This window comes from Paraburkholderia phymatum (assembly GCF_040965635.1).
Taxonomy (GTDB): Bacteria; Pseudomonadota; Gammaproteobacteria; order Burkholderiales; family Burkholderiaceae; genus Paraburkholderia; species Paraburkholderia phymatum_B.
This window is the reverse complement of sequence record NZ_JBFRCH010000004.1, coordinates 245,785-264,724: the sequence shown is the minus strand read 5'-3', so window position 1 is coordinate 264,724 and position 18,940 is coordinate 245,785. Positions and strand designations below refer to the sequence as shown.

The following is an 18,940-nucleotide window of genomic DNA, read 5'->3' as shown; positions in this document are numbered from 1 at the left end:
GGCTGCTAAGGGCGCGTTAAGCTAATGCCGCCGACAATGGAGGCTATTCAGGAGAAACAGCGCGATGCGTTTGCTGCTGGTGGAAGATGACGAGATGATCGGCGAGCCCGTCGTGGAGACGATGCGGCGCGCGGGATATGCGATCGATTGGGCGCATGACGGACGCGAAGCCGAGCTGTCGCTGGACAACGACGTCTACGATCTGGTTCTGCTCGATCTCGGCTTGCCGAAGGCCGATGGCATCGATGTGCTGAACCGCTACCGGCGGCGCGGCGGCAGCGCGCCCGTGATCATCCTCACTGCGCGCGATGCCGTCGAAAGCCGCATCGTCGGACTCGACGCGGGCGCCGACGATTACCTCGTCAAGCCATTCGATCTCGACGAGCTAGCTGCACGTGTGCGCGCGCTGCTACGCCGCCGCACGGGGCAAACCAATCCTGTCTATTCGCACGGCGATCTGACGCTGAACCCCGCCACGCATGAAGCCACGCTCAACGGCGAACTGCTGTCGCTCGTGCCGCGCGAATTCAGCCTGTTGCAGGCGCTGATCGAAGAACCGATGCGCGTCTTCACGCGCCCCGAACTCGAAGAGAAGCTGTATGGCTGGGGCGAGGAAGTGGGCAGCAACACGATCGAAGTGCACGTGCATAGCCTTCGGCGCAAGATCGGCGCGGATCAGATCGTGACGGTGCGCGGCGTCGGCTATCGGCTGAAGAGGTGCGAGTGACATCGATCCGGCGCTGGCTGCTTGGCTGGCTGATTGCCGGCCTGGCCGCGGCGGCGCTGATCGCGGGTTACGGCATCTTCCACACCGCGCGCGAAGAGGCGAGCGAACTGTTCGACTACGAGCTTCGCACGGTGGCGCTTTCCGTGCCCGCGAACATCAGCAGTACCGATACGCTCGCGCACAGCACGCCGGATTTCGAAGGCCTTTCCGACGATCGTCTCTTCATCGAGGTCTGGGATCAGGCGGGCATGAGCATCTACAAGTCGCTGGACGGTATCGACCTTCAGCGCTTTCCCGCGGGCCTGCGCACGATCGAGCGCGACGAGTATCACTGGCGCGTGTTCGGCGTCAAGGAGGGCGACCGCTTCGTGCAGGTCGCGCAGCCCGTGTCCGTGCGCGACGACCTGGCGCTGCGGCTCGCATTGCGCACGCTCTGGCCATTGGCCTTGCTCATTCCCGCGATCATTCTGATCGTGCTTTTCGTCGTGGGGCGTGGACTTGCGCCGCTCGGCAGCATTTCGCGCGCGCTCGCGACGCGTTCATTCGATTCGCTGGAACCCTTGCATCTCGATGGGCGCATGCCCGTCGAAATGAAGCCGCTCGTCGATGCGCTCAATGATCTGCTGAACCGCCTGAACATCGCCTCGCAGTCGCAACGCACGTTCGTTGCCGACGCCGCGCACGAACTGCGTTCGCCGCTTGCCGCGCTGAAATTGCAGTTGCAGGCGGCGGAGCGCGACGGTTCGCTGGTCGGCAGCAAGCAGACATTCGAGCGCATCGAAGGGCGCCTGAACCGGCTGATACATCTCGTGCATCAGTTGCTGACGCTCGCGCGCGAGGACGCGCAGCGCAGCGCGCGGTTCGAACCTGTGAGCCTGCGCAGACTGTGCGAGCGCACAGTCGGAGATTTTTCGCTGATTGCGGAGGCGAGGCAAATCGATCTCGGCCTGGAATGCCATCACGCGCGTGACATCGACGATGCCTACAAGGTTCGCGCGGAAGCGCAAGGCATCGAGGTGCTGCTCAACAATCTGATCGACAACGCGATTCGCTACACGCCGCCGGGCGGCAAGGTCGACGTGATCCTGTCGCGCAACGGCGCGGACATCAGCGTCGGCGTGTCGGACAGCGGTCCGGGTATTCCCGAGACGGAGCGCGAGCGTGTGTTCGACCGCTTCTATCGCAGCGCGGGGAACAAGGAGCATGGCAGCGGCCTGGGGCTCGCGATTGCGCTGAAGATCGCGCAGCGTCATCACGCGGTGCTTCGGATGGACAACAATGAAGAGCGGCCGGGGCTGCGGGTTACGTTGGCGGGGTTGCGGGGGGAGTAGGGGTAGGGGCGGGCTTTGGCTTGCATGAAAGGCCAGCCGATCCAGCCCTCACGGAAACACCAGCACAAAGCGCGTCCCGCTCGCATCGCTTTCCGCATGCACCGTGCCGCCATGCAATTCCATGATCGTGCGCACGATCGCGAGCCCGAGGCCCGTCGATCCCGGCGATCCTTGCGACGAGCGCGATGAAGTCAGCGAACTGCGCGACGGATCGATGCGATAGAAGCGATCGAAAATCCGCTCAAGATGTTCTTGCGCAATCGGTTCGCCTTCGTTCGACACCGTAACGCGCACGCGATCGCCCATCTGATGCGCGTCGAGCACGGCCTCCTTGCCGCGCGGCGTGTAGCGCAACGCGTTGGCGAGCAGGTTGCTGACCGCGCGGCGGAACAGTTCGAGATCAGCGGTGAGCATCGCTGAGCCCGTCACGCGTATGCGCACGTCGGCATCTTCGGCGACGCCCTCGAAGTACTCGCCGATATGCGTCAGCTCCTGCACGGCATCGAATACGCGCATGTGCTTGACGAACTGCGGATGCTCCGCGCGCGCGAGGAACAACACGTTCTCGATCATCCGTGACAGCCGCTCGCATTCCTCCAGGTTGGATGCGAGCAGCGCTTCGTATTCGTCGGCGGAACGCGGACGCGCGAGCGCGACTTCCGTTGCGCCGCGCATGTTGCTCAGTGGCGTACGCATGTCATGCGCGAGATCGGCCGTAAAGCGCGACATCTGCTTGAAGCCATGATCCATGCGTTCGAGCATCGCGTTGAGCGTCGTCACCAGCGTTTCGAGTTCGCGCGGCACGCTGGCCACGGCGATACGCGTATTCAGCCGGTTGACGGTGACTTCGCTCGCGCTCGCCGCGATATCGCGCACGGGCCGCATCGCCGCGCGTATCAGCAGATAGCTCAGCACGGTGGTCAGAATCACGCCGATGGTGCCGTAGATCTTGAGCGTGTCGCGATAGTGATCGAGCAGCGCATAGCGGTCGCTCATGTTGCGCGCGATCAGGATGCTGACCATTTCGCCGCCGCGCAGCTTCGCATCCGTCGCAATGCCGCGTATCGGCGAGCCTGTCCCGTTCGTCCAGCCGGCGATCGAAGCTTCCGTGATGCGCGCCGTTTCGGGCACTCGCGCAATGGAGCGCCCCGCGGACAGAATCGAGCTGTCGCCGATGGGCATCGCCGCGCCGAGCGTGCTCACCGCGTTGTGTTCGATCGCCAGTTGCCCATCGGGATCGAACACTTCCATCGACATGCCCGGATTGCCCAGCACGATGCTCGTGATGCGGTCGCCGTGCTCGCGAATGCCCGCCGTCGTATCGATCTCCGCCGCGAGGCGGCGCGCGTGGCGCGCGGCGAGCACGATGCTCATGTCGTCCTGCGAGCTGACTTCCCGTTCCAGCGCGCGATAGAGAAAGCTGCCGACCAGCACGAACACCGCGAGCGTCGTCGCCCCGAATGCGAGCGCGAGCGTGGCGGTGATCGAGCGGCCGCGCATCAGGCCGATTCCTTGATTTCGAGTACATAGCCGACGCCGCGCACTGTGTGAATCAGCTTGACGGGAAAGTTGTCGTCGACCTTGCTGCGCAAGCGGCGAATCGCGACTTCGACGACATTCGTGTCGCTGTCGAAATTCATGTCCCACACGTACGACGCGATCTGCGTGCGGCTCAACACTTCGCCGTGGCGGCGCGCGAGCAGCTGCAGCAGCGAGAACTCGCGCGGCGTGAGATCGATGCGCGTTCCGCCGCGTTTGACGCGACGCCGGTTCACATCCATTTCGAGGTCGCCGATTCTGATCAGCTCGCTTTCGCGCGGCGGGCCGCGTCGTGCGAGCGTGCGCACGCGCGCGAGCAGCTCGACGAATGCAAAGGGCTTGACGAGATAATCGTCGCCGCCGAGTTCGAGGCCGCGCACGCGGTCGTCGACATCGTCGCGCGCGGTGAGAAAGAGCACAGGCGTGGTGCGCGTCGCGCGCAGCGTCTTCACGACGGTCCAGCCGTCCATCCACGGCAGCATCACGTCGAGAACGATGACGTCGTAGTCCTCCTCTTGCGCGAGAAGCAGCCCATGTGAGCCGTCGTTCGCCACTTCGACCGAATAGCCGGATTCCTCCAGCCCTTTCTTCAGATACGCGGCCGTTTTGGGCTCGTCTTCGATCACGAGGATGCGCATCGCCATGCTCCGCTGCGGATTGATTTTTTAATCATACCGGCATGGGGATGAGGGCTGATTACATTTCGGTAATGTGCGGATGCGTGCGTTGGCAAGCCGTGCGAATAAAAAAAGCGCCTCCGAAAGGAGGCGCGCTCAATTGCAACAACAACCACTGCGAGAAATTCAATCAGCTGATATTCGGCCGCCATTTCAGCAAGCGCTGCTCGAGGGCCGTCAGCAGATAATCGGCGGCCAACGCGACGACGGCCAGCACGATCATCGCCGCGAACACACCGCTTGCATTGAACGCGCCTTGCGCTGTCGAGATCAGCAGTCCGATGCCCTGCTTCGAGCCAAGAAACTCGCCGACCACGGCGCCAACCAGCGCAAAGCCGAAGCTCACATGCAGACTCGCGAGAATCCAGCTCAGCGCCGAAGGAATCACCACGGAAGTCGTCACCTGTCGTCGCGATGCGCCAAGAATCTGCGCGTTCGCGATCATGTAGCGGTCCGCTTCGCGCACGCCCTGGAACGCATTCGCGAACACGACGAAGAACACCATCACGACGGCGAGCGCCACCTTCGACGCCATCCCCAGACCCAGCGCAATCACGAACACCGAACCGAGCACCACGCGCGGAATGGAGTTGGCGATCTTGATGTAGAGACTGAACACATCGGAGAGCAGCTTGTTGCGTCCCAGCACGATGCCGCAGAACACGCCCGCGACCGAGCCGATGATGAAGCCGAGCCCCGTCTCTTCGAGCGTGACCCATACCTGCGTGAGCAGCGGCCCTTGCGACGTGCCGTTCACAAACCAGTCGACGATCTGCTCGAAGATCGCCGAAGGCATCGAGAAGAAGAACGGATCGATCCACTTCATGCGGGCCGACAGTTCCCAGCCGCCCAGCACGATCACGAGGACGGCGATGCGCAGCCCGATCACGAGCGCGTTGCGTTGACGGATGCGCTTCTGCGCAATGCGTTCGACCTGCGCGAGCGAACTCGCGTCGAGGCCGGCGGGCATCATCTGTTGAGGCGTAGTAGACATTGAACGGATTCCAGCCTGATTGAATTAACCGATCTGCACTTCTTCGCGCAGGTCGTGCCAGATGTCGCGCGAGATTTCGATAAAGCGCGGGTCATAGCGGACTTCCGACGTGATGCGCGGACGCGGCAGATCGATCTCGTAGACCTTCTTCAGCGTCGCGGGCCGCGCCGTCAGCACGAATACGCGATCCGCGAGTGCGATCGCTTCTTCGAGATCGTGCGTGACGAACACGACGGAGCCCGCATTCGCCGACCACAACTGCAGCAGCTCGTCCTGCATCAGCGTGCGCGTCTGCATGTCGAGCGCGGAGAACGGCTCGTCCATCAGCAGGATTTCCGGCTTGTTGATGAACGTCTGCGCGAGCGCGACGCGCTTCCTCATGCCGCCCGACAACTGATGCGGATAGTGCTTGCCGAACTTGTCGAGCCCGACGCGGCGCAGCCATTCGTTCGCCTCGTCATACGCGGCCGATTTCGAGCGGCCGCGATAGAGCGGACCGGCCGCCACGTTGTCGAGCACCGAGCGCCACGGAAACACGGCATCGGCCTGGAACACGAAGCCGATGCGCGGATCGATGCCGTCGACGGGCGCGCCCATCACCTGCACTTCGCCTGTCGTCGGCTTGAGCAGGCCCGTAATCATGCTGAGCGTCGTGGACTTGCCGCAGCCCGTCGGTCCGACGACGGCGACGAACTCGCCCTTCGCCACCGACATGCTGAAGTCGCGCAATGCGACCGTCGCCTTGCCGTCCGGTGAAATGAACCGGCACGATACGTTGCGCAGCTCGATGGCGGGTGCGCCGTGCGGCCTGGATTGATTCATCGCGTGCTGCCTCTTTCCTTGCGGGTGATAGGTGGACGACGATACGGCTTACTTCGCGGCCGTCGCGACCGTCGAGACGTAGTCGTTCGAGTAGGTCTTGGCGAGATCGATGTGCTTGCCCTTCACCGACGGATTGAACGCCGACAGCACCTTCAGCACCGTCTCGGGACCGTCGGCAGGCATCTTGCCGTCCTTCGTGAACATCGGCAGCGAGGCCTTCAGCGCGGCCACGTACAGATCCTTGTTGGCGCCGTAGTAGTCCTTCGGCATCTTCGCGGCGATCTCGTCGGCGCTATGCGTCGCGATGAAGTTCAGCGTCTTCGCGAACGCATGCGAGAGCTTCGTCGCCTCGGCCTTGTGCGATTCGGCCCACGCGCGCTGCACGTAGAAGCTCGAAGCGGGGTACGTGCCGCCGAGCGCCGCGCGCGTGCCTTCGATCGTGCGCATGTCGACCAGCACCTTCGCGTCGCCCATCTTGAGCAGCTGCGAGACGGTCGGCTCGGTCGTCATGCCCGCCTGAATGCGATCCTGCTTGATCGCCGCGATGAAGCTGTTGTCGGCGCCGACGGGCAGCAGCGTGTATTGCGTCGACGGGACGCCCGCGCGCTGCGCGAGGTATTGCGTGAGGAAGCTCGTCGACGAACCGAGGCCCGTCACGCCGAGCGTCTTGCCCTTCACGTCCGCCATGCTCTTGATCTCGCCCGCTGCCTTGGTCGACACCATTTCGACTTCGCCCGGCACCTGGCCGAAGATCACGAGCGCCTGCACTTCCTTGCCCTTGCTCTGCAGATCGATCGTGTGATCGTAGAAGCCGACCACGCCTTGCACGGCGCCCGCGAGCAGTTCGTTTTCGGCATCGACGCCCGCCGGTTGCGAAAGAATCTCGACGTCGAGCCCTTCGTCCTTGAAGTAGCCGAGTTGTTCCGTCAGCTTGGCGGGCAGATAGATGATCTTGGCGGCGCCGCCGACCATGATCGAGATCTTCTCCGCGTGAGCACTGGCGGAAGCAGCGGCGAGGGCGAAAGCGAGGCCGGACACGGCTGCGATCTGGCGGAAGGTACGCATCATCAGTCTCCTTGTGGTGAGGCGCCGTCCGCATTGGCATCGCGGCATCGCGCCTTTTTGAATGAGTGGGGCGATTATAGAAAGCTCAAACCTTCTGTCAGCTTTCGGGAGCCGCGCTGAAATATGGGTGTTAACCCGATGCAAGCGCCGACATTCCGTCGACATACAATCGCGCGGCAGTGCCGCGCAAACGCGATGGCGAGCCCGGCGCTGCTTTTACATGCAATCCGTTGACCGATGAAACTGCTGTTGATCGAAGACAATCCGACGCTGTCGCACTGGCTCGCACGCATGCTCGAGCAGGAGGCGTTCGCGCTCGATGCGGTGCAGGACGGCGAAGCCGCCGATCAACTGTTGCGCACGAACCGTTACGACGTCGTGCTGCTCGACCTGAACCTGCCGAGGCTGTCGGGCAAGAACGTGTTGCGGCGTCTGCGTCAGCGCGGTGATGCGACGCCCGTGATGATCCTGACGGCGAGCGGCTCGATCGACGAGAAGGTCGAGCTGCTGGGCGCGGGCGCCGACGACTATCTGGTGAAGCCGTTCGAAGTGCGCGAGCTGGTCGCGCGCGTGAAGGTAATGATTCGCCGGCAGACGGCTTCGACTGCGAACGAGGTGTCATGCGGCGATCTCGTGTTCGACATCGACACGCGGCAGTTCGCGCTGAAGGGCGCGCCGCTCAACGTCACGCCGCGTGAGCGCAGCGTGCTCGAAACGCTGATCCTGCGCATGGGCAAGACGGTGTCGAAGGCCGCGCTAATGGACTCGATCTTCACGCACGACGATCAACCCAGCGAAGACGCGCTCGAAATCTACGTATCGCGGCTGCGCAAGAAGCTCGACGGCAGCTCGGCGGCGATCGTCACGCTGCGCGGGCTCGGCTATCTGCTGCGCAAGAAGGACGACGTCGAATGAAGCATCATTCAACGCGTAATCCGAGGCACGACCCGAAGCACGACCCGAGGCGCAACGCATGATGACCAGCAGCCTGCGCATCCGTTTGCTGTGGTGGCTGCTCGTGCCGCTCGCGATCTATGTGTTCGTGACGGGCAAGGCCGAATACGACAACGCGCGCCGCACCGCCGACCTCGTGCAGGACAACACGCTGCTGTCGTCGGCGCGGATGATCGCGGGCGAAGTGGAATGGGCGGACGGCATGCTACGCGTCGATATTCCGCCCGCCGCGCTGGAAATCTTCGCGTCGCCGTATGGCGATCAGGTGTTCTACAACGTGAGCGTCGACGACGATCGGCTGCTTGCCGGCGTGCCGGATTTTCCGCTCAGCGCGTCGGCGCCGTCATCCGCTTTCGCCACGCACGATTCGAACGATGGGCAGGATAGGCCCACGTACTATGACGCCGGGTTGCACGGCTCGTCGATACGCGCGATCGGCTACGTGCGGCGCATGTACGACAACGGCGCGACGCGGCGCGTGCTGGTGTCGGTCGGCAAGACGCAAGCTTCGCGCGATGCGATGGTGCGCGAACTGTGGCGGCCGCAACTGGTGCGCCAGATCGAGATGATGCTGCTCGCCGTCGCGCTCGCGTGCATCGGCTTGACGTTCGAGCTGCGTCCGCTGCTGAAGGTGAAGGACGAAGTGATGGACCGCGATCCGATGCAGCTCGAACCGTTGCGCGTCGATCGCCTGCATACGGAATTGCGGCCCATCGTCGATGCGATCAATCAATGCATTGCGCGGCTCGGCTTGCAGGTGGCCGCGCAGCGGCGCTTCATCGCGGATGCCGCGCATCAGTTGCGCACGCCGCTCACGCTGCTCGACACGCAGTTGCAGTACGCGCGGCAGCATCGCGAACTGGAGCCGTCGCTGGGCGAAGCGCTGGCCGCGATGCAGCGAAGCAACCGCTCGATGGTCGGCCTGACGAACAAGCTGCTGTTGCTCGCGCAGGCGGAAGCCGCCGACTACACGCGGCTCGCGAACGAGCCCGTCGATCTCGCGGCAATCGCCAAGGACGTCGTCGAAGAACTCGCGCTCTTCGCGCAGAATCGCGGCATCGATCTCGGCGCGGAACTCGACGCATCCGCGCGGATGATCGGACATGAGGGCCTGCTCTCGGCGCTGGTGTCGAATCTCGTCGAAAACGCGATTCGCTATACGCAGACGGGCGGACACGTGACGGTCTCGGTGCATGGCGACGCGGCGTGCATCACGCTGACGGTCTCCGACAACGGCCCAGGCATTCCCGCCGAAGCGCGCAGCCGCGTGTTCGAGCCGTTCTACCGCGCATCCGCCGACACGGAAGGCACGGGTCTTGGCCTCGCCATCGTGCGCGAGATCGTGCAGGCGCATCGCGGCGAGATCGCGCTCGAAACAGGGGAGAAGGCGGCGGGCGCGATCGGCGATGCGCGCGGCCTGACGGCGCGGGTCACGTTTGCGGCGGCATCGGCGAAGGCGGCCTAAACGCGCATCAGGGCTCGACCGATACCGAGCGCTTCAGGCACCGCAACGCGAAGATCGAACGGCTGTCCTGAAACCCCGGCAGCCGATACAGCTTGCGTCGCAGGAAGGACTCGTAGCCTTCCGTGCCCGCGACCGCGACCTTGATCAGATAGTCGTATTCCCCCGACACCAGAAACGCCTCGACCACTTCGGGCAGATCGGCGAGCGCTTCGCCGAAGCGCTCCAGCGTGCGCTCGTCGTGCTTCGCGAGCTTCACTTCGATGATCACCGTGTCGGGCAGGCCGAGCGCCTTCTGGTTCAGCAACGCCGCGTAGCCTTCGATCACGCCCGCTTCCTCGAGCGCGCGCACGCGGTTCCAGCACGGCGTAGCCGACAGGCCGACGCGCTCCGCGAGCTTCGCGTTGGAAAGACGTCCGTCGTTGCGCAGCTCGCGCAGTATCCGCTGATCGGTGGAGTCGAGTTTCATGTTTGCGGAGAGGCTTTCTGGTGAATCGGAAGACGAATCGTCTTCACGATCGATTTTGCGTAGGCGATTATTTTGCCACGACGCGCCGAATTCCCGATAAACAGAACAAATCTCCGAATTTGGCCACCTACACTTTTTCGATCGGGGGATCGGCGCACCCGCTGCCCTCGCGATTCGAACGCACGCGTTCGCAACCCGGACGACATGCGGCCCGCCGGCGCGAAGCCATCGCTTCGCGCCGGCTCAACTGCCTGCCCACAAGGAAGGAACACAGATGGACCGACTGACGACGAATTTCGCTGGAACGCTTTTCGGGCTTCACGGCGAGCCCGCCCACGAACGCATTGTCGTGGCCAGCGACGCGCAATCCGGCCTGCAAGCCGTGGTCGCCGTCTACAGCACGGCGCGCGGCCCGGCGTTCGGCGGCTGCCGCTACTGGCAGTACGCGTCGGAGTACGAGGCGTATCACGACGCGCTGCGTCTGTCGCAAGGCATGGCGTTCAAGAACGCGTTGGCCCGTCTGCCGTTCGGCGGCGGCAAGGCCGTGATCCTGAAGCGTCCCGAGCAGATGGATCGCGCCGCGATGTTCAAGGCGTTTGGCCGTCTCGTGCAATCGCTCGGCGGCATCTATCTGACGGCGGAAGACGTCGGCACGACGGCCGACGACATGCGCGCCGTGCAAAGCGAAACGCCGTTTGTGAGCGGCATTCCACGCGACAACGATGTGTACGGCGGCAACCCGTCGCCGCGCACCGCGTACGGCGTGTTCGTCGGTCTCAAGGCGGCTGTGCAGGTCGCGCTCGGACGCGACACGCTCGACGGCGTGTCGGTTGCGGTGCAAGGGCTCGGCTCCGTGGGCTGGGATCTCTGCGAGCGGCTGCATAACGCAGGGGCGGAGCTGATCGTCGCGGATATCGACGCAGGCAAGACCGGGCGCGCGAAGCATCTGTTCGGCGCTCAGGTCGCGGACACGGCGCGCATCGCGGGCGTCAGCGCGGACGTATTCGCGCCGTGCGCGCTCGGCGGCTCGATCACGGAAGCCGTCGCCGCGCAATGCGAGTTCAAGGTGATCGCGGGCGGCGCGAACAATCAGCTGATGTCGCTCGCCGAAGGCGACACGCTGCACAAGCGCGGCATTTTCTACGCGCCCGATTTCCTCGTGAACGCGGGCGGCATCATCAGCTGCGTGCGCGAGTATCTCGGCTCGGCCGACGAACAGGCCGTGCTCGCGGAAGTCGCGCAGATCGGTCCGCGCGTGTTCGAACTCGCGGAACGCGTGAAGGCGACGGGCATCGCGCCGGCGCGCGCGGCCGTGGCCTGGGCGCGGGAGCAGATGAAAGCGGTCTGATTTCGAAGTGCCGCGCGGCGCGGCGATGCCTCGCGGCGCATTGGGCTAAGGGTTCATCCCGATGGCCCTTTGTTTTTGCAAATTTGTATGATGACCTTATGACATCGCAAATTGCGGAACATGCATGTTCGAGAAAATCCCCAACAAGGCGCTGAGCGATACGGTCGCGCAGCAGCTGCTCGCGCAGATCGACAAGGGCGCCTTTGCGCGCGGCGGCAAGCTGCCGACGGAAGCCGTGCTCGCGCATGAGTTCGGCGTAAGCCGCACGGTGATCCGCGAAGCAATCTCGCGCCTGAAGAACGAAGGCGTGGTCGAGCCGCGCCAGGGCAGCGGCGTCTATGTGTCCGTGCATGGCGCGATCCGGCCGCTGAGGATCGACTACGCCGAGGCGATGGAAGGCGGCTCGGTCCTGCAGATTCTCGCGGTGCGGCGCGCGATCGAAGCCGAGGTCGCTTCCGAGGCCGCGATGCGCCGCACGGACGCCGACATGACGGCCATCGACGCCGCGCTCGGCAAGATCGACGAAGCCGTCGCCGAAGGGCGCGACGGCGTGGCTGAAGACGTCGCGTTTCATCGCGCGATTGCGGCCGTCACGGGCAATCCGTATTTCATGAAGACCCTCGCGTTCCTCAACCAGTATCTCGAAGCGGGCACCGTCGTCACGCGCCGCAACGAGGCGCTGCGCGAGGACTTCTCGCGTCAGGTGCGCGACGAGCACGCGGCGATCGTCGCAGCGATTCGCGCAGGCGACCCGATGGCCGCGCGCAACGCCGCGCAGACGCACATGTACAACGCGGCGCGCCGGCTCGCCGAAGCAGGCATCTGCTGATCCGGATATGCGGCTGCTCGAAAGCCGCGCAAGCCGCAATCTGAAGCATCGTTCGTAGAGGAAGGTTATGACCAGAAAAGTCGGAGTGATCGGTCTTGGCGCGATGGGCATGGGCGTCGCGCGCTCGCTGCTGCGCGGCGGGTTCGATGTCCACGCATGCGACGTTCGGCGCGAAGTGCTCGACGCATTCGCGGCCGATGGCGGCACGCGCTGCGCAAGTCCCGCCGAACTCGGTGCGCAATGCGACGTCGTCGTTACGCTCGTTGTCAACGCGGCGCAAACGGATGCTGTGCTGTTCGGCGAGCACGGCGCCGTGAAGTCGATGAAGCCAGGCAGCGTCGTGATCGCATGCGCGACGGTCGCGCCCGACTTCGCGATCGACCTGGGCCGCCGCGTCGAAGCGGCCGGGCTGCTGATGCTCGATGCGCCCGTTTCCGGCGGCGCGGCGCGCGCGGCATCCGGCGAAATGACGATGATGACCTCGGGCCCCGCAGCCGCCTATGCCGCCTGCGAAGACGTGCTCGCCGCGATGGCGGGCAAGGTGTATCGGCTGGGCGAGCAGCATGGCGCGGGCTCGAAGGTGAAGATCATCAACCAGCTGCTTGCGGGCGTGCACATCGCGGCCGCCGCCGAGGCGATGGCGCTCGGCCTGCGCGAAGGCGTGGACCCCGCTGCGCTCTACGACGTGATCACGCACAGCGCGGGCAATTCGTGGATGTTCGAGAACCGCGTGCCGCACATCCTCAATGGCGACTACACGCCGCTGTCGGCCGTCGATATCTTCGTGAAGGACCTCGGCCTCGTGCTCGATACCGCGCGGCGTTCGAAGTTTCCGCTGCCGCTGTCGGCGGCGGCGCATCAGATGTTCATGATGGCGTCGACGGCGGGCCACGGCGGCGAAGACGATTCCGCCGTGATCAAGATTTTCCCGGGCATCGATGTACCGGCGAAGCGCTAAGCGAGTGGACTGCACGACATGACGACCTCTGCCAACAAGCCGCTGCTAGGCTGCATCGCCGACGACTTCACGGGCGCCACCGACCTCGCGAACATGCTGGTGCGCGGCGGCATGCGCACCGTTCAGACCATCGGCGTGCCTGCCGCCGACACGCGCATCGAAGCCGACGCGCTCGTCGTCGCGCTGAAGTCGCGCACGATACCCGCCGCCGATGCCGTCGCGCAGTCGCTGGCCGCGTTCGAATGGCTGCGCGCGCAAGGCTGTCGGCAGTTCTTCTTCAAGTACTGCTCGACGTTCGATTCGACCGATGCGGGCAACATCGGCCCCGTCGCCGATGCGTTGCTCGATGCGCTGCATGCGTCGCGCGCCGATACGCAGTTCACGATCGCGTGCCCGGCGTTTCCGGAGAACGGCCGCACGGTCTATCGCGGACATCTGTTCGTCGGCGACGTGCTGCTGAACCAATCGGGCATGGAGCATCATCCGCTCACGCCGATGACGGACGCGAACCTCGTGCGCGTGCTGCAACGGCAGACGCAATCGAAGGTCGGGCTCGTGCGCTATGACGCCGTCGCGCAACGCGCTGAAGCGGTGCGCGCATCGATCGATACGTTGAAGCGCGACGGCGTGCGCATGGCCATCGCCGATGCGATTTCGGATGCCGATCTCTACACGCTCGGCGAAGCGTGCGCGGACCTGCCGCTAATCACGGGCGGCTCGGGCGTCGCGCTCGGCTTGCCGGCGAATTTCCGCCGCGCGGGCTTGCTCGGCGATACGGACGACGCGGGCGAGTTGCCGCGCATTGAAGGCGCGTCGGCGGTGCTGGCGGGCAGCGCATCGAAGGCGACGAACGCGCAGGTCGCTGCGTGGCGCGAGACGCGTCCCGCGTTCCGCATCGATCCGCTCGCGGCGGCGCGCGGCGAGCCTGTCGTCGAACAGGCGCTGACCTTCGCGCGCGAGCACATGAACGCCACCCAGCCACAGCCCGTGCTGATCTACGCGACGGCTTCACCCGATGAAGTGAAGGCCACGCAGCGCGAACTCGGCGTGGCTGAAGCGGGGCATCTCGTCGAGCGTACGCTGGCTTCGATCGCGCGCGGCCTGCATGACCTCGGCGTGCGCAAGTTCGTCGTCGCGGGCGGCGAGACCTCGGGGGCCGTCGTGCAGGCGCTCGGCGTCGAGATGCTGCGCATCGGCAGGCAGATCGATCCGGGCGTGCCCGCGACGGCGAGCATCGGCGCGGCGCCGCTCGCGCTTGCGCTCAAGTCCGGCAACTTCGGCGCCGTCGATTTCTTCGCGAAGGCGCTGCGTCATCTGGATGGAGGCGCGCAATGACGCCTGCCGTTCACATTGGCGAAGAAGCGAGAATCCGCGAAGAGATCTGCGTGACGGGTGCGAGCCTGTACGAGCGCGGCTACACGGTCGGCAGCGCGGGCAACATCAGCGCGCGCCTCGACGATGGCTGGCTGATCACGCCGACGGACGCCTGTCTCGGAAGGCTCGACCCCGCGCAGATCGCGAAGGTCGATCTTGCGGGCAACGCGGTATCGGGCGGCAAGCCGTCGAAGACGCTCGCGCTGCATCGCGGCGTCTACGAGCGCAATCGCGACGCGCGCGGCATCGTCCACACGCATTCGACGCATCTCGTCGCGCTGACGCTCGCGGGCGTTTGGAGCGACGCCGACGTGCTGCCGCCCATCACGCCGTACTACGTGATGAAGGTCGGCCACATTCCGTTGATCCGCTACAAACGTCCGGGCGATCCGCAGGTCGCGCAGCAGATCGCGGCACTCGCAGACAGCGTGCGTGGCGTGCTGCTCGAGCGGCTCGGGCCTGTCGTGTGGGAGCGCTCGGTGTCGCAGGCGTCGTATGCGCTCGAAGAGCTGGAAGAGACGGCGCGTCTATGGCTGATGACGAAGCCGCGTCCGGCGCCGCTCGACGAAGCCGCGCTCAAGGAACTGCGCGAAGTGTTCGGCGCGCGCTGGTAACGCGGCGGCGTTCAACTGGTTCGCAAAAGGGTCGGCAATAAGGTCCGAAAAAAGGTCCGCAAAAAGGTCCGCAATCCGACGCGAACCGTCCGTATCGATCAACCCAGGCAAAAAAGCCGGAGACCGCCCGACGTGACGCGAGCGGTCCGAAACCGGCGCCATTCCGAAGGAGACAACACATGACTGGTTATCAGGCGGCATCCGTTCGCCCCGCTTCACCCGCCGACGCCGCCAACCAACCCGGCGCCGCTGAAATCGAGCGCACCTATGGCAAGGTGTTCTGGCGCATCGTGCCATTTTTGATGCTGTGCTATGTGGTCGCGTATCTGGACCGCGTCAACGTGGGCTTCGCGAAGCTGCAGATGTCGCAGGACCTCGCGTTCAGCGAGACCGTGTTCGGACTCGGCGCGGGCGTGTTCTTCCTCGGCTACTTTCTGTTCGAGCTGCCGAGCAACATCCTGATGCACAAGCTCGGCGCGCGTATCTGGATCGCGCGGATCATGATCACATGGGGCGTGCTTTCCGCGCTGTTCGTGTTCGTGAAGACGCCGACGCAGTTCTACGCGCTGCGCTTTCTGCTCGGTCTTGCCGAAGCCGGTTTCTATCCCGGCGTGATCCTGTATCTGACCTACTGGTTCCCGTCGCACCGACGCGCGAAGATCATCGCTGTGTTCATGTCGGCGATTCCGGTGTCGGGTATCTTCGGCAATCCGCTGTCGGGCTGGATCATGCAGACCTTCGATTCGCATCACGGCTTTGCCGGCTGGCAATGGATGTTCGTGATCGAAGCGGTGCCCGCGATTGCAGTCGGCATCGCGACGATTCTCTATCTCGACAACGGCATCGCCAGCGCGAAGTGGCTGACTGCGCGCGAGAAGAAACTGCTCGCCGATGAAATCGCCGCGCAGCCGCAGGAGAAAGCGAAGTCACATTCGCTCGGCGCAGTGTTCCGCGATCCGCGCACGTGGTGGATGTCGCTGATCTACTTCGCGTTCGTCACGGGCCAGTACGGACTCACGTTCTGGATGCCGACGCTTGTCAAATCGACGGGCGTGACGGGCGCATTCGAAATCGGTCTCTTGAGCGCGATTCCGTTTCTCGTCGCGATCGTCGTGATGAACGTAATGGGCCGCAGCGCGGACAAGTACCGCGAACGACGCTGGCATCTGATCGGCCCGGCGCTCGCGGGCGCAGTCGGCTTTACGATTGCGGCATCGTTTGTGAACAACACGGCCGTGTCGATTACGTTCCTGTCGATTGCCGCAGCGGGCGTGCTGACGTGCGCGCCGCTCTTCTGGTCGCTGCCGACGGCGTTCATGTCGGGCGCGACGGCTGCGGCGGGCATCGCGATCATCAATTCGGTCGGCAATCTCGCGGGCTTCGCGAGCCCGTACATGATCGGCTATCTTAAGGATGTCACGCACAGCACGCAGTCCGGCATGTACGTGCTCGCCGCGATGCTCGTGCTCGGCGCGATCGCTGTATGGCTGACGCCCGCGCGGCTCGTGAACCGCTAAACGCACAATTGCGTGAACGCCGGATGCGTCGCGTATCCGGCTAACGTTCGATAGAGATAGATACAGGAGTTGCTTCGATGCCTCGCTTCGCCGCCAATCTGACGATGATGTACAACGAACACGCATTCCTCGACCGCTTCGCCGCCGCCGCGCGCGACGGCTTCGAGGCCGTCGAGTTTCTGTTTCCTTATGAATATGCCGACGCCGACCTGAAAGCGCGTCTCGACGAGCACGGACTCACGCAGGCGCTCTTCAACGCGCCGCCCGGCGACTGGGCAGCGGGCGAGCGCGGCATCGCGTCGTTGCCGGGCCGCGAGGACGAGTTCCGGCGCAGCGTCGATACCGCGCTCGAGTACGCGCGCGTGCTCCGCAACGACAAGCTGCACGTGATGGCCGGTCTGATCAGGCCGGAGCAATCGCGCGCCGCGCATCGCGACGTGTATCTGAAGAATCTCGCGTATGCCGCGAAGACCGCGCAGGCGGACGGCATCACCGTCGTGATCGAGCCGATCAACACGCGCGACATTCCCGGCTTCTTTCTGAATCGTCAGGACGACGCGCAGGCGATCTGCGCGGAAGTCGGCGCGGCGAACCTGAAGGTGCAGTTCGATCTTTATCACTGCCAGATCGTCGAAGGCGATCTCGCTGTCAAGCTCAAACGCGACATGGCGGGCATCGGCCACATCCAGATTGCGGGCGTACCCGAGCGGCACGAGCCGGATATCGGCGAAGTGAACTATCCGTATCTGTTCTCGCTGATCGACGAACTCGGCTACGACGGCTGGATCGGCTGCGAGTACCGGCCGCGCGCGGGCACGTCGGCGGGGCTCGGATGGATCAGGCCGTATGTGAAGGCACGCGGCTGATCGACGGGCGCGCACGACAGATCCACAGACGGACCACATATTGAGGAACGACGGCACATGAAAGTACTGATCACAGGCGGCGCTGGTTTTCTGGGCCAGCGCCTCGCGCGCGAACTGCTTGCGCGCGGCGAATTGAAGGGCGCGGAAGGGCAGCGCCAGCCGATCACCGAACTGGTGTTGCTCGATGTCGTGGCCGCGCCCGGACCGGACGACGCGCGCGTGCGGATCGAAACCGGCGATATAGCAGAGCGCAGCGTGCTCGAACGGCTGATCGACGAGAAGACATCGGCGATATTTCATCTTGCCGCCATCGTCAGCGGCCAGGCCGAAAGCGATTTCGATCTGGGCATGCGCATCAACCTCGATGCGTCGCGGATGCTGCTCGACGTGTGCCGGATGCGCGGGCACAAGCCGCGTGTCGTGTTCACGAGTTCGGTCGCCGTCTATGGCGGCGACTTGCCAGAGGTCGTGCTCGACGATACGGCGCTGAATCCGCAATCGTCGTATGGCGCGCAGAAGGCGGGCGCCGAACTACTGCTGAACGACTATTCGCGGCGCGGTTTCGTCGATGGCCGCGTGCTGCGCCTGCCGACCATCAGCGTGCGGCCGGGCAAGCCGAATGCGGCAGCGTCGTCGTTTGCGAGCGGCATCATCCGCGAGCCGCTGACGGGCGAAAAAGCAGTATGTCCCGTGAACGGCGCGACGCGCTTGTGGCTGCTGTCGCCGCGCAAGGCGATCGAATGCCTCGTGGCCGGATGCGAGATCGACGGGGCCGCGTTCGGCAACCGGCGCACGGTGAATCTGCCGGGCGTATCGGTGAGCGTCGAAGAGATGATCGCGGCGCTGCGCGAAGTGGCAGGCGATGCCGTCGCGGCACGCATCGAATGGAAGACGGATGAGCGCGTCGAGAAGATCGTCGGTAGCTGGCCTGCGCAGTGGGACACGTCGCGCGCGCAACAGCTCGGCTTTGCCGGCGATGCGTCGTTCAAGGATATCGTCCGCGCGTTTATCGACGACGAACTGGGCGGGAAGATTCCGGCGTAATCCGCGCGGATCGCAAGTCATACTAGAAGCCTGCAACGCGAGGCCGCGCGTATCCGCAAGACGGGTTCACGCATCTGACATTTGCGTTCGCTCCCGGCCCACTATCTGGCACGACAGACTCTGAAAAGACCGCACAGGCGGTCTTTCGTCGTTGTGGAGCGGCACTTTAAATGGCCTCGGGAGCGCCACTCTATAGGCAGCCCTTAAATAGTCCGACTACTTTAGGGTATACGTTGATTAATCGGCAAAAGTACGTGATATAGGATTTTCCGCAGGGTCGTCAGGGGCACACGCATGCACACGGGGTTCGTGAAGTGTGGTGCCTCCCGGCACCGGCGCTTCCCTCGCCT

The 18,940-nt window shown here is 64.4% G+C and carries 18 protein-coding genes; 12 read left to right on the top strand and 6 right to left on the bottom strand.

Features of this window, described 5'->3' with window-relative positions:
* The first annotated feature begins 64 nt into the window (after window positions 1-64).
* A complete protein-coding gene (locus AB4Y32_RS10705; RefSeq protein ID WP_368721309.1) occupies window positions 65-727 on the top strand; it encodes a response regulator in 663 nt (220 codons plus the stop codon).
* The gene (locus AB4Y32_RS10700; protein ID WP_368721308.1) at window positions 724-2,058 is read left to right on the top strand and encodes an ATP-binding protein; all 1,335 of its coding nucleotides are present in this window, start codon (window positions 724-726) and stop codon (window positions 2,056-2,058) included. Before AB4Y32_RS10705 ends, AB4Y32_RS10700 begins: the two co-directional genes overlap by 4 nt.
* A 48-nt stretch (window positions 2,059-2,106) precedes the next feature.
* On the opposite strand, the gene AB4Y32_RS10695 is transcribed toward AB4Y32_RS10700, so the two are convergent.
* The 5 genes from AB4Y32_RS10695 to AB4Y32_RS10675 all read right to left on the bottom strand — a co-directional run bounded on the left by AB4Y32_RS10695 (window position 2,107) and on the right by AB4Y32_RS10675 (window position 7,155).
* Window positions 2,107-3,558, bottom strand: a complete 1,452-nt coding sequence (locus AB4Y32_RS10695) for a heavy metal sensor histidine kinase (RefSeq protein WP_368721307.1) — start codon at window positions 3,556-3,558, stop codon at window positions 2,107-2,109.
* Window positions 3,558-4,235 carry a heavy metal response regulator transcription factor gene (locus AB4Y32_RS10690; protein WP_368721512.1) on the bottom strand — a complete coding sequence of 226 codons (678 nt, stop codon included), beginning with the start codon at window positions 4,233-4,235 and terminating at the stop codon, window positions 3,558-3,560. Before AB4Y32_RS10690 ends, AB4Y32_RS10695 begins: the two co-directional genes overlap by 1 nt.
* Window positions 4,236-4,404: 169 nt before the next feature.
* On the bottom strand, window positions 4,405-5,268 hold the full coding sequence (locus tag AB4Y32_RS10685) for an ABC transporter permease (RefSeq protein ID WP_368721306.1): 864 nt from the start codon (window positions 5,266-5,268) through the stop codon (window positions 4,405-4,407).
* A 24-nt stretch (window positions 5,269-5,292) separates the two neighbouring features.
* Window positions 5,293-6,090 carry an ABC transporter ATP-binding protein gene (locus tag AB4Y32_RS10680; protein ID WP_368721305.1) on the bottom strand — a complete coding sequence of 266 codons (798 nt, stop codon included), beginning with the start codon at window positions 6,088-6,090 and terminating at the stop codon, window positions 5,293-5,295.
* 48 nt (window positions 6,091-6,138) lie between these two features.
* Entirely contained in the window at window positions 6,139-7,155 is a 1,017-nt protein-coding gene (locus AB4Y32_RS10675; RefSeq protein ID WP_368721511.1) for an ABC transporter substrate-binding protein, read from the bottom strand.
* Between the two features lie 237 nt (window positions 7,156-7,392).
* On the opposite strand from AB4Y32_RS10675, the gene AB4Y32_RS10670 reads away from it, so the two are divergent.
* Window positions 7,393-8,070, top strand: a complete 678-nt coding sequence (locus tag AB4Y32_RS10670) for a response regulator (RefSeq protein WP_342931473.1) — start codon at window positions 7,393-7,395, stop codon at window positions 8,068-8,070.
* Window positions 8,071-8,131: 61 nt separating this feature from the next.
* The gene (locus tag AB4Y32_RS10665; protein WP_368721510.1) at window positions 8,132-9,574 is read left to right on the top strand and encodes a sensor histidine kinase; all 1,443 of its coding nucleotides are present in this window, start codon (window positions 8,132-8,134) and stop codon (window positions 9,572-9,574) included.
* A 7-nt stretch (window positions 9,575-9,581) separates the two neighbouring features.
* Here the strand turns inward: AB4Y32_RS10665 and AB4Y32_RS10660 are convergent, their stop codons facing one another.
* On the bottom strand, window positions 9,582-10,040 hold the full coding sequence (locus AB4Y32_RS10660; RefSeq protein WP_087732959.1) for an Lrp/AsnC family transcriptional regulator: 459 nt from the start codon (window positions 10,038-10,040) through the stop codon (window positions 9,582-9,584).
* Window positions 10,041-10,314: 274 nt separating this feature from the next.
* Here AB4Y32_RS10660 and AB4Y32_RS10655 point away from each other — a divergent pair, with 274 nt between their 5' ends.
* The 8 genes from AB4Y32_RS10655 to denD all read left to right on the top strand — a co-directional run bounded on the left by AB4Y32_RS10655 (window position 10,315) and on the right by denD (window position 18,590).
* Window positions 10,315-11,388, top strand: a complete 1,074-nt coding sequence (locus AB4Y32_RS10655) for a Leu/Phe/Val dehydrogenase (RefSeq protein WP_368721304.1) — start codon at window positions 10,315-10,317, stop codon at window positions 11,386-11,388.
* Window positions 11,389-11,512: 124 nt separating this feature from the next.
* Window positions 11,513-12,217, top strand: coding sequence for a FadR/GntR family transcriptional regulator (locus AB4Y32_RS10650; protein ID WP_368721303.1), 705 nt, complete (start codon window positions 11,513-11,515; stop codon window positions 12,215-12,217).
* A 67-nt stretch (window positions 12,218-12,284) separates the two neighbouring features.
* A complete protein-coding gene (ltnD, locus tag AB4Y32_RS10645; protein WP_368721302.1) occupies window positions 12,285-13,175 on the top strand; it encodes an L-threonate dehydrogenase in 891 nt (296 codons plus the stop codon).
* 18 nt (window positions 13,176-13,193) lie between these two features.
* Window positions 13,194-14,510 carry a 3-oxo-tetronate kinase gene (otnK, locus tag AB4Y32_RS10640; protein ID WP_368721301.1) on the top strand — a complete coding sequence of 439 codons (1,317 nt, stop codon included), beginning with the start codon at window positions 13,194-13,196 and terminating at the stop codon, window positions 14,508-14,510.
* Entirely contained in the window at window positions 14,507-15,163 is a 657-nt protein-coding gene (gene otnC / locus AB4Y32_RS10635; protein WP_368721300.1) for a 3-oxo-tetronate 4-phosphate decarboxylase, read from the top strand. Before otnK ends, otnC begins: the two co-directional genes overlap by 4 nt.
* A gap of 179 nt (window positions 15,164-15,342) precedes the next feature.
* Entirely contained in the window at window positions 15,343-16,680 is a 1,338-nt protein-coding gene (locus AB4Y32_RS10630) for an MFS transporter (RefSeq protein WP_368721299.1), read from the top strand.
* 77 nt (window positions 16,681-16,757) lie between these two features.
* On the top strand, window positions 16,758-17,546 hold the full coding sequence (gene otnI, locus AB4Y32_RS10625; RefSeq protein WP_368721298.1) for a 2-oxo-tetronate isomerase: 789 nt from the start codon (window positions 16,758-16,760) through the stop codon (window positions 17,544-17,546).
* Window positions 17,547-17,603: 57 nt separating this feature from the next.
* Complete coding sequence (gene denD / locus AB4Y32_RS10620; protein WP_368721297.1) at window positions 17,604-18,590, top strand: D-erythronate dehydrogenase; 987 nt, start codon at window positions 17,604-17,606, stop codon at window positions 18,588-18,590.
* The last annotated feature ends 350 nt before the right edge of the window (window positions 18,591-18,940 follow it).

Coding starts and splice junctions, on each gene's coding strand:
- AB4Y32_RS10705 (WP_368721309.1), top strand. CDS start 65: ATGCGTTTGCTGCTGGTGGAAGATGACGAGATGATCGGCGAGCCCGTC.
- AB4Y32_RS10695 (WP_368721307.1), bottom strand. CDS start 3,558: ATGCGCGGCCGCTCGATCACCGCCACGCTCGCGCTCGCATTCGGGGCG.
- AB4Y32_RS10690 (WP_368721512.1), bottom strand. CDS start 4,235: ATGCGCATCCTCGTGATCGAAGACGAGCCCAAAACGGCCGCGTATCTG.
- AB4Y32_RS10685 (WP_368721306.1), bottom strand. CDS start 5,268: ATGTCTACTACGCCTCAACAGATGATGCCCGCCGGCCTCGACGCGAGT.
- AB4Y32_RS10680 (WP_368721305.1), bottom strand. CDS start 6,090: ATGAATCAATCCAGGCCGCACGGCGCACCCGCCATCGAGCTGCGCAAC.
- AB4Y32_RS10675 (WP_368721511.1), bottom strand. CDS start 7,155: ATGCGTACCTTCCGCCAGATCGCAGCCGTGTCCGGCCTCGCTTTCGCC.
- AB4Y32_RS10670 (WP_342931473.1), top strand. CDS start 7,393: ATGAAACTGCTGTTGATCGAAGACAATCCGACGCTGTCGCACTGGCTC.
- AB4Y32_RS10665 (WP_368721510.1), top strand. CDS start 8,132: ATGACCAGCAGCCTGCGCATCCGTTTGCTGTGGTGGCTGCTCGTGCCG.
- AB4Y32_RS10660 (WP_087732959.1), bottom strand. CDS start 10,040: ATGAAACTCGACTCCACCGATCAGCGGATACTGCGCGAGCTGCGCAAC.
- AB4Y32_RS10655 (WP_368721304.1), top strand. CDS start 10,315: ATGGACCGACTGACGACGAATTTCGCTGGAACGCTTTTCGGGCTTCAC.
- AB4Y32_RS10650 (WP_368721303.1), top strand. CDS start 11,513: ATGTTCGAGAAAATCCCCAACAAGGCGCTGAGCGATACGGTCGCGCAG.
- ltnD (WP_368721302.1), top strand. CDS start 12,285: ATGACCAGAAAAGTCGGAGTGATCGGTCTTGGCGCGATGGGCATGGGC.
- otnK (WP_368721301.1), top strand. CDS start 13,194: ATGACGACCTCTGCCAACAAGCCGCTGCTAGGCTGCATCGCCGACGAC.
- otnC (WP_368721300.1), top strand. CDS start 14,507: ATGACGCCTGCCGTTCACATTGGCGAAGAAGCGAGAATCCGCGAAGAG.
- AB4Y32_RS10630 (WP_368721299.1), top strand. CDS start 15,343: ATGACTGGTTATCAGGCGGCATCCGTTCGCCCCGCTTCACCCGCCGAC.
- otnI (WP_368721298.1), top strand. CDS start 16,758: ATGCCTCGCTTCGCCGCCAATCTGACGATGATGTACAACGAACACGCA.
- denD (WP_368721297.1), top strand. CDS start 17,604: ATGAAAGTACTGATCACAGGCGGCGCTGGTTTTCTGGGCCAGCGCCTC.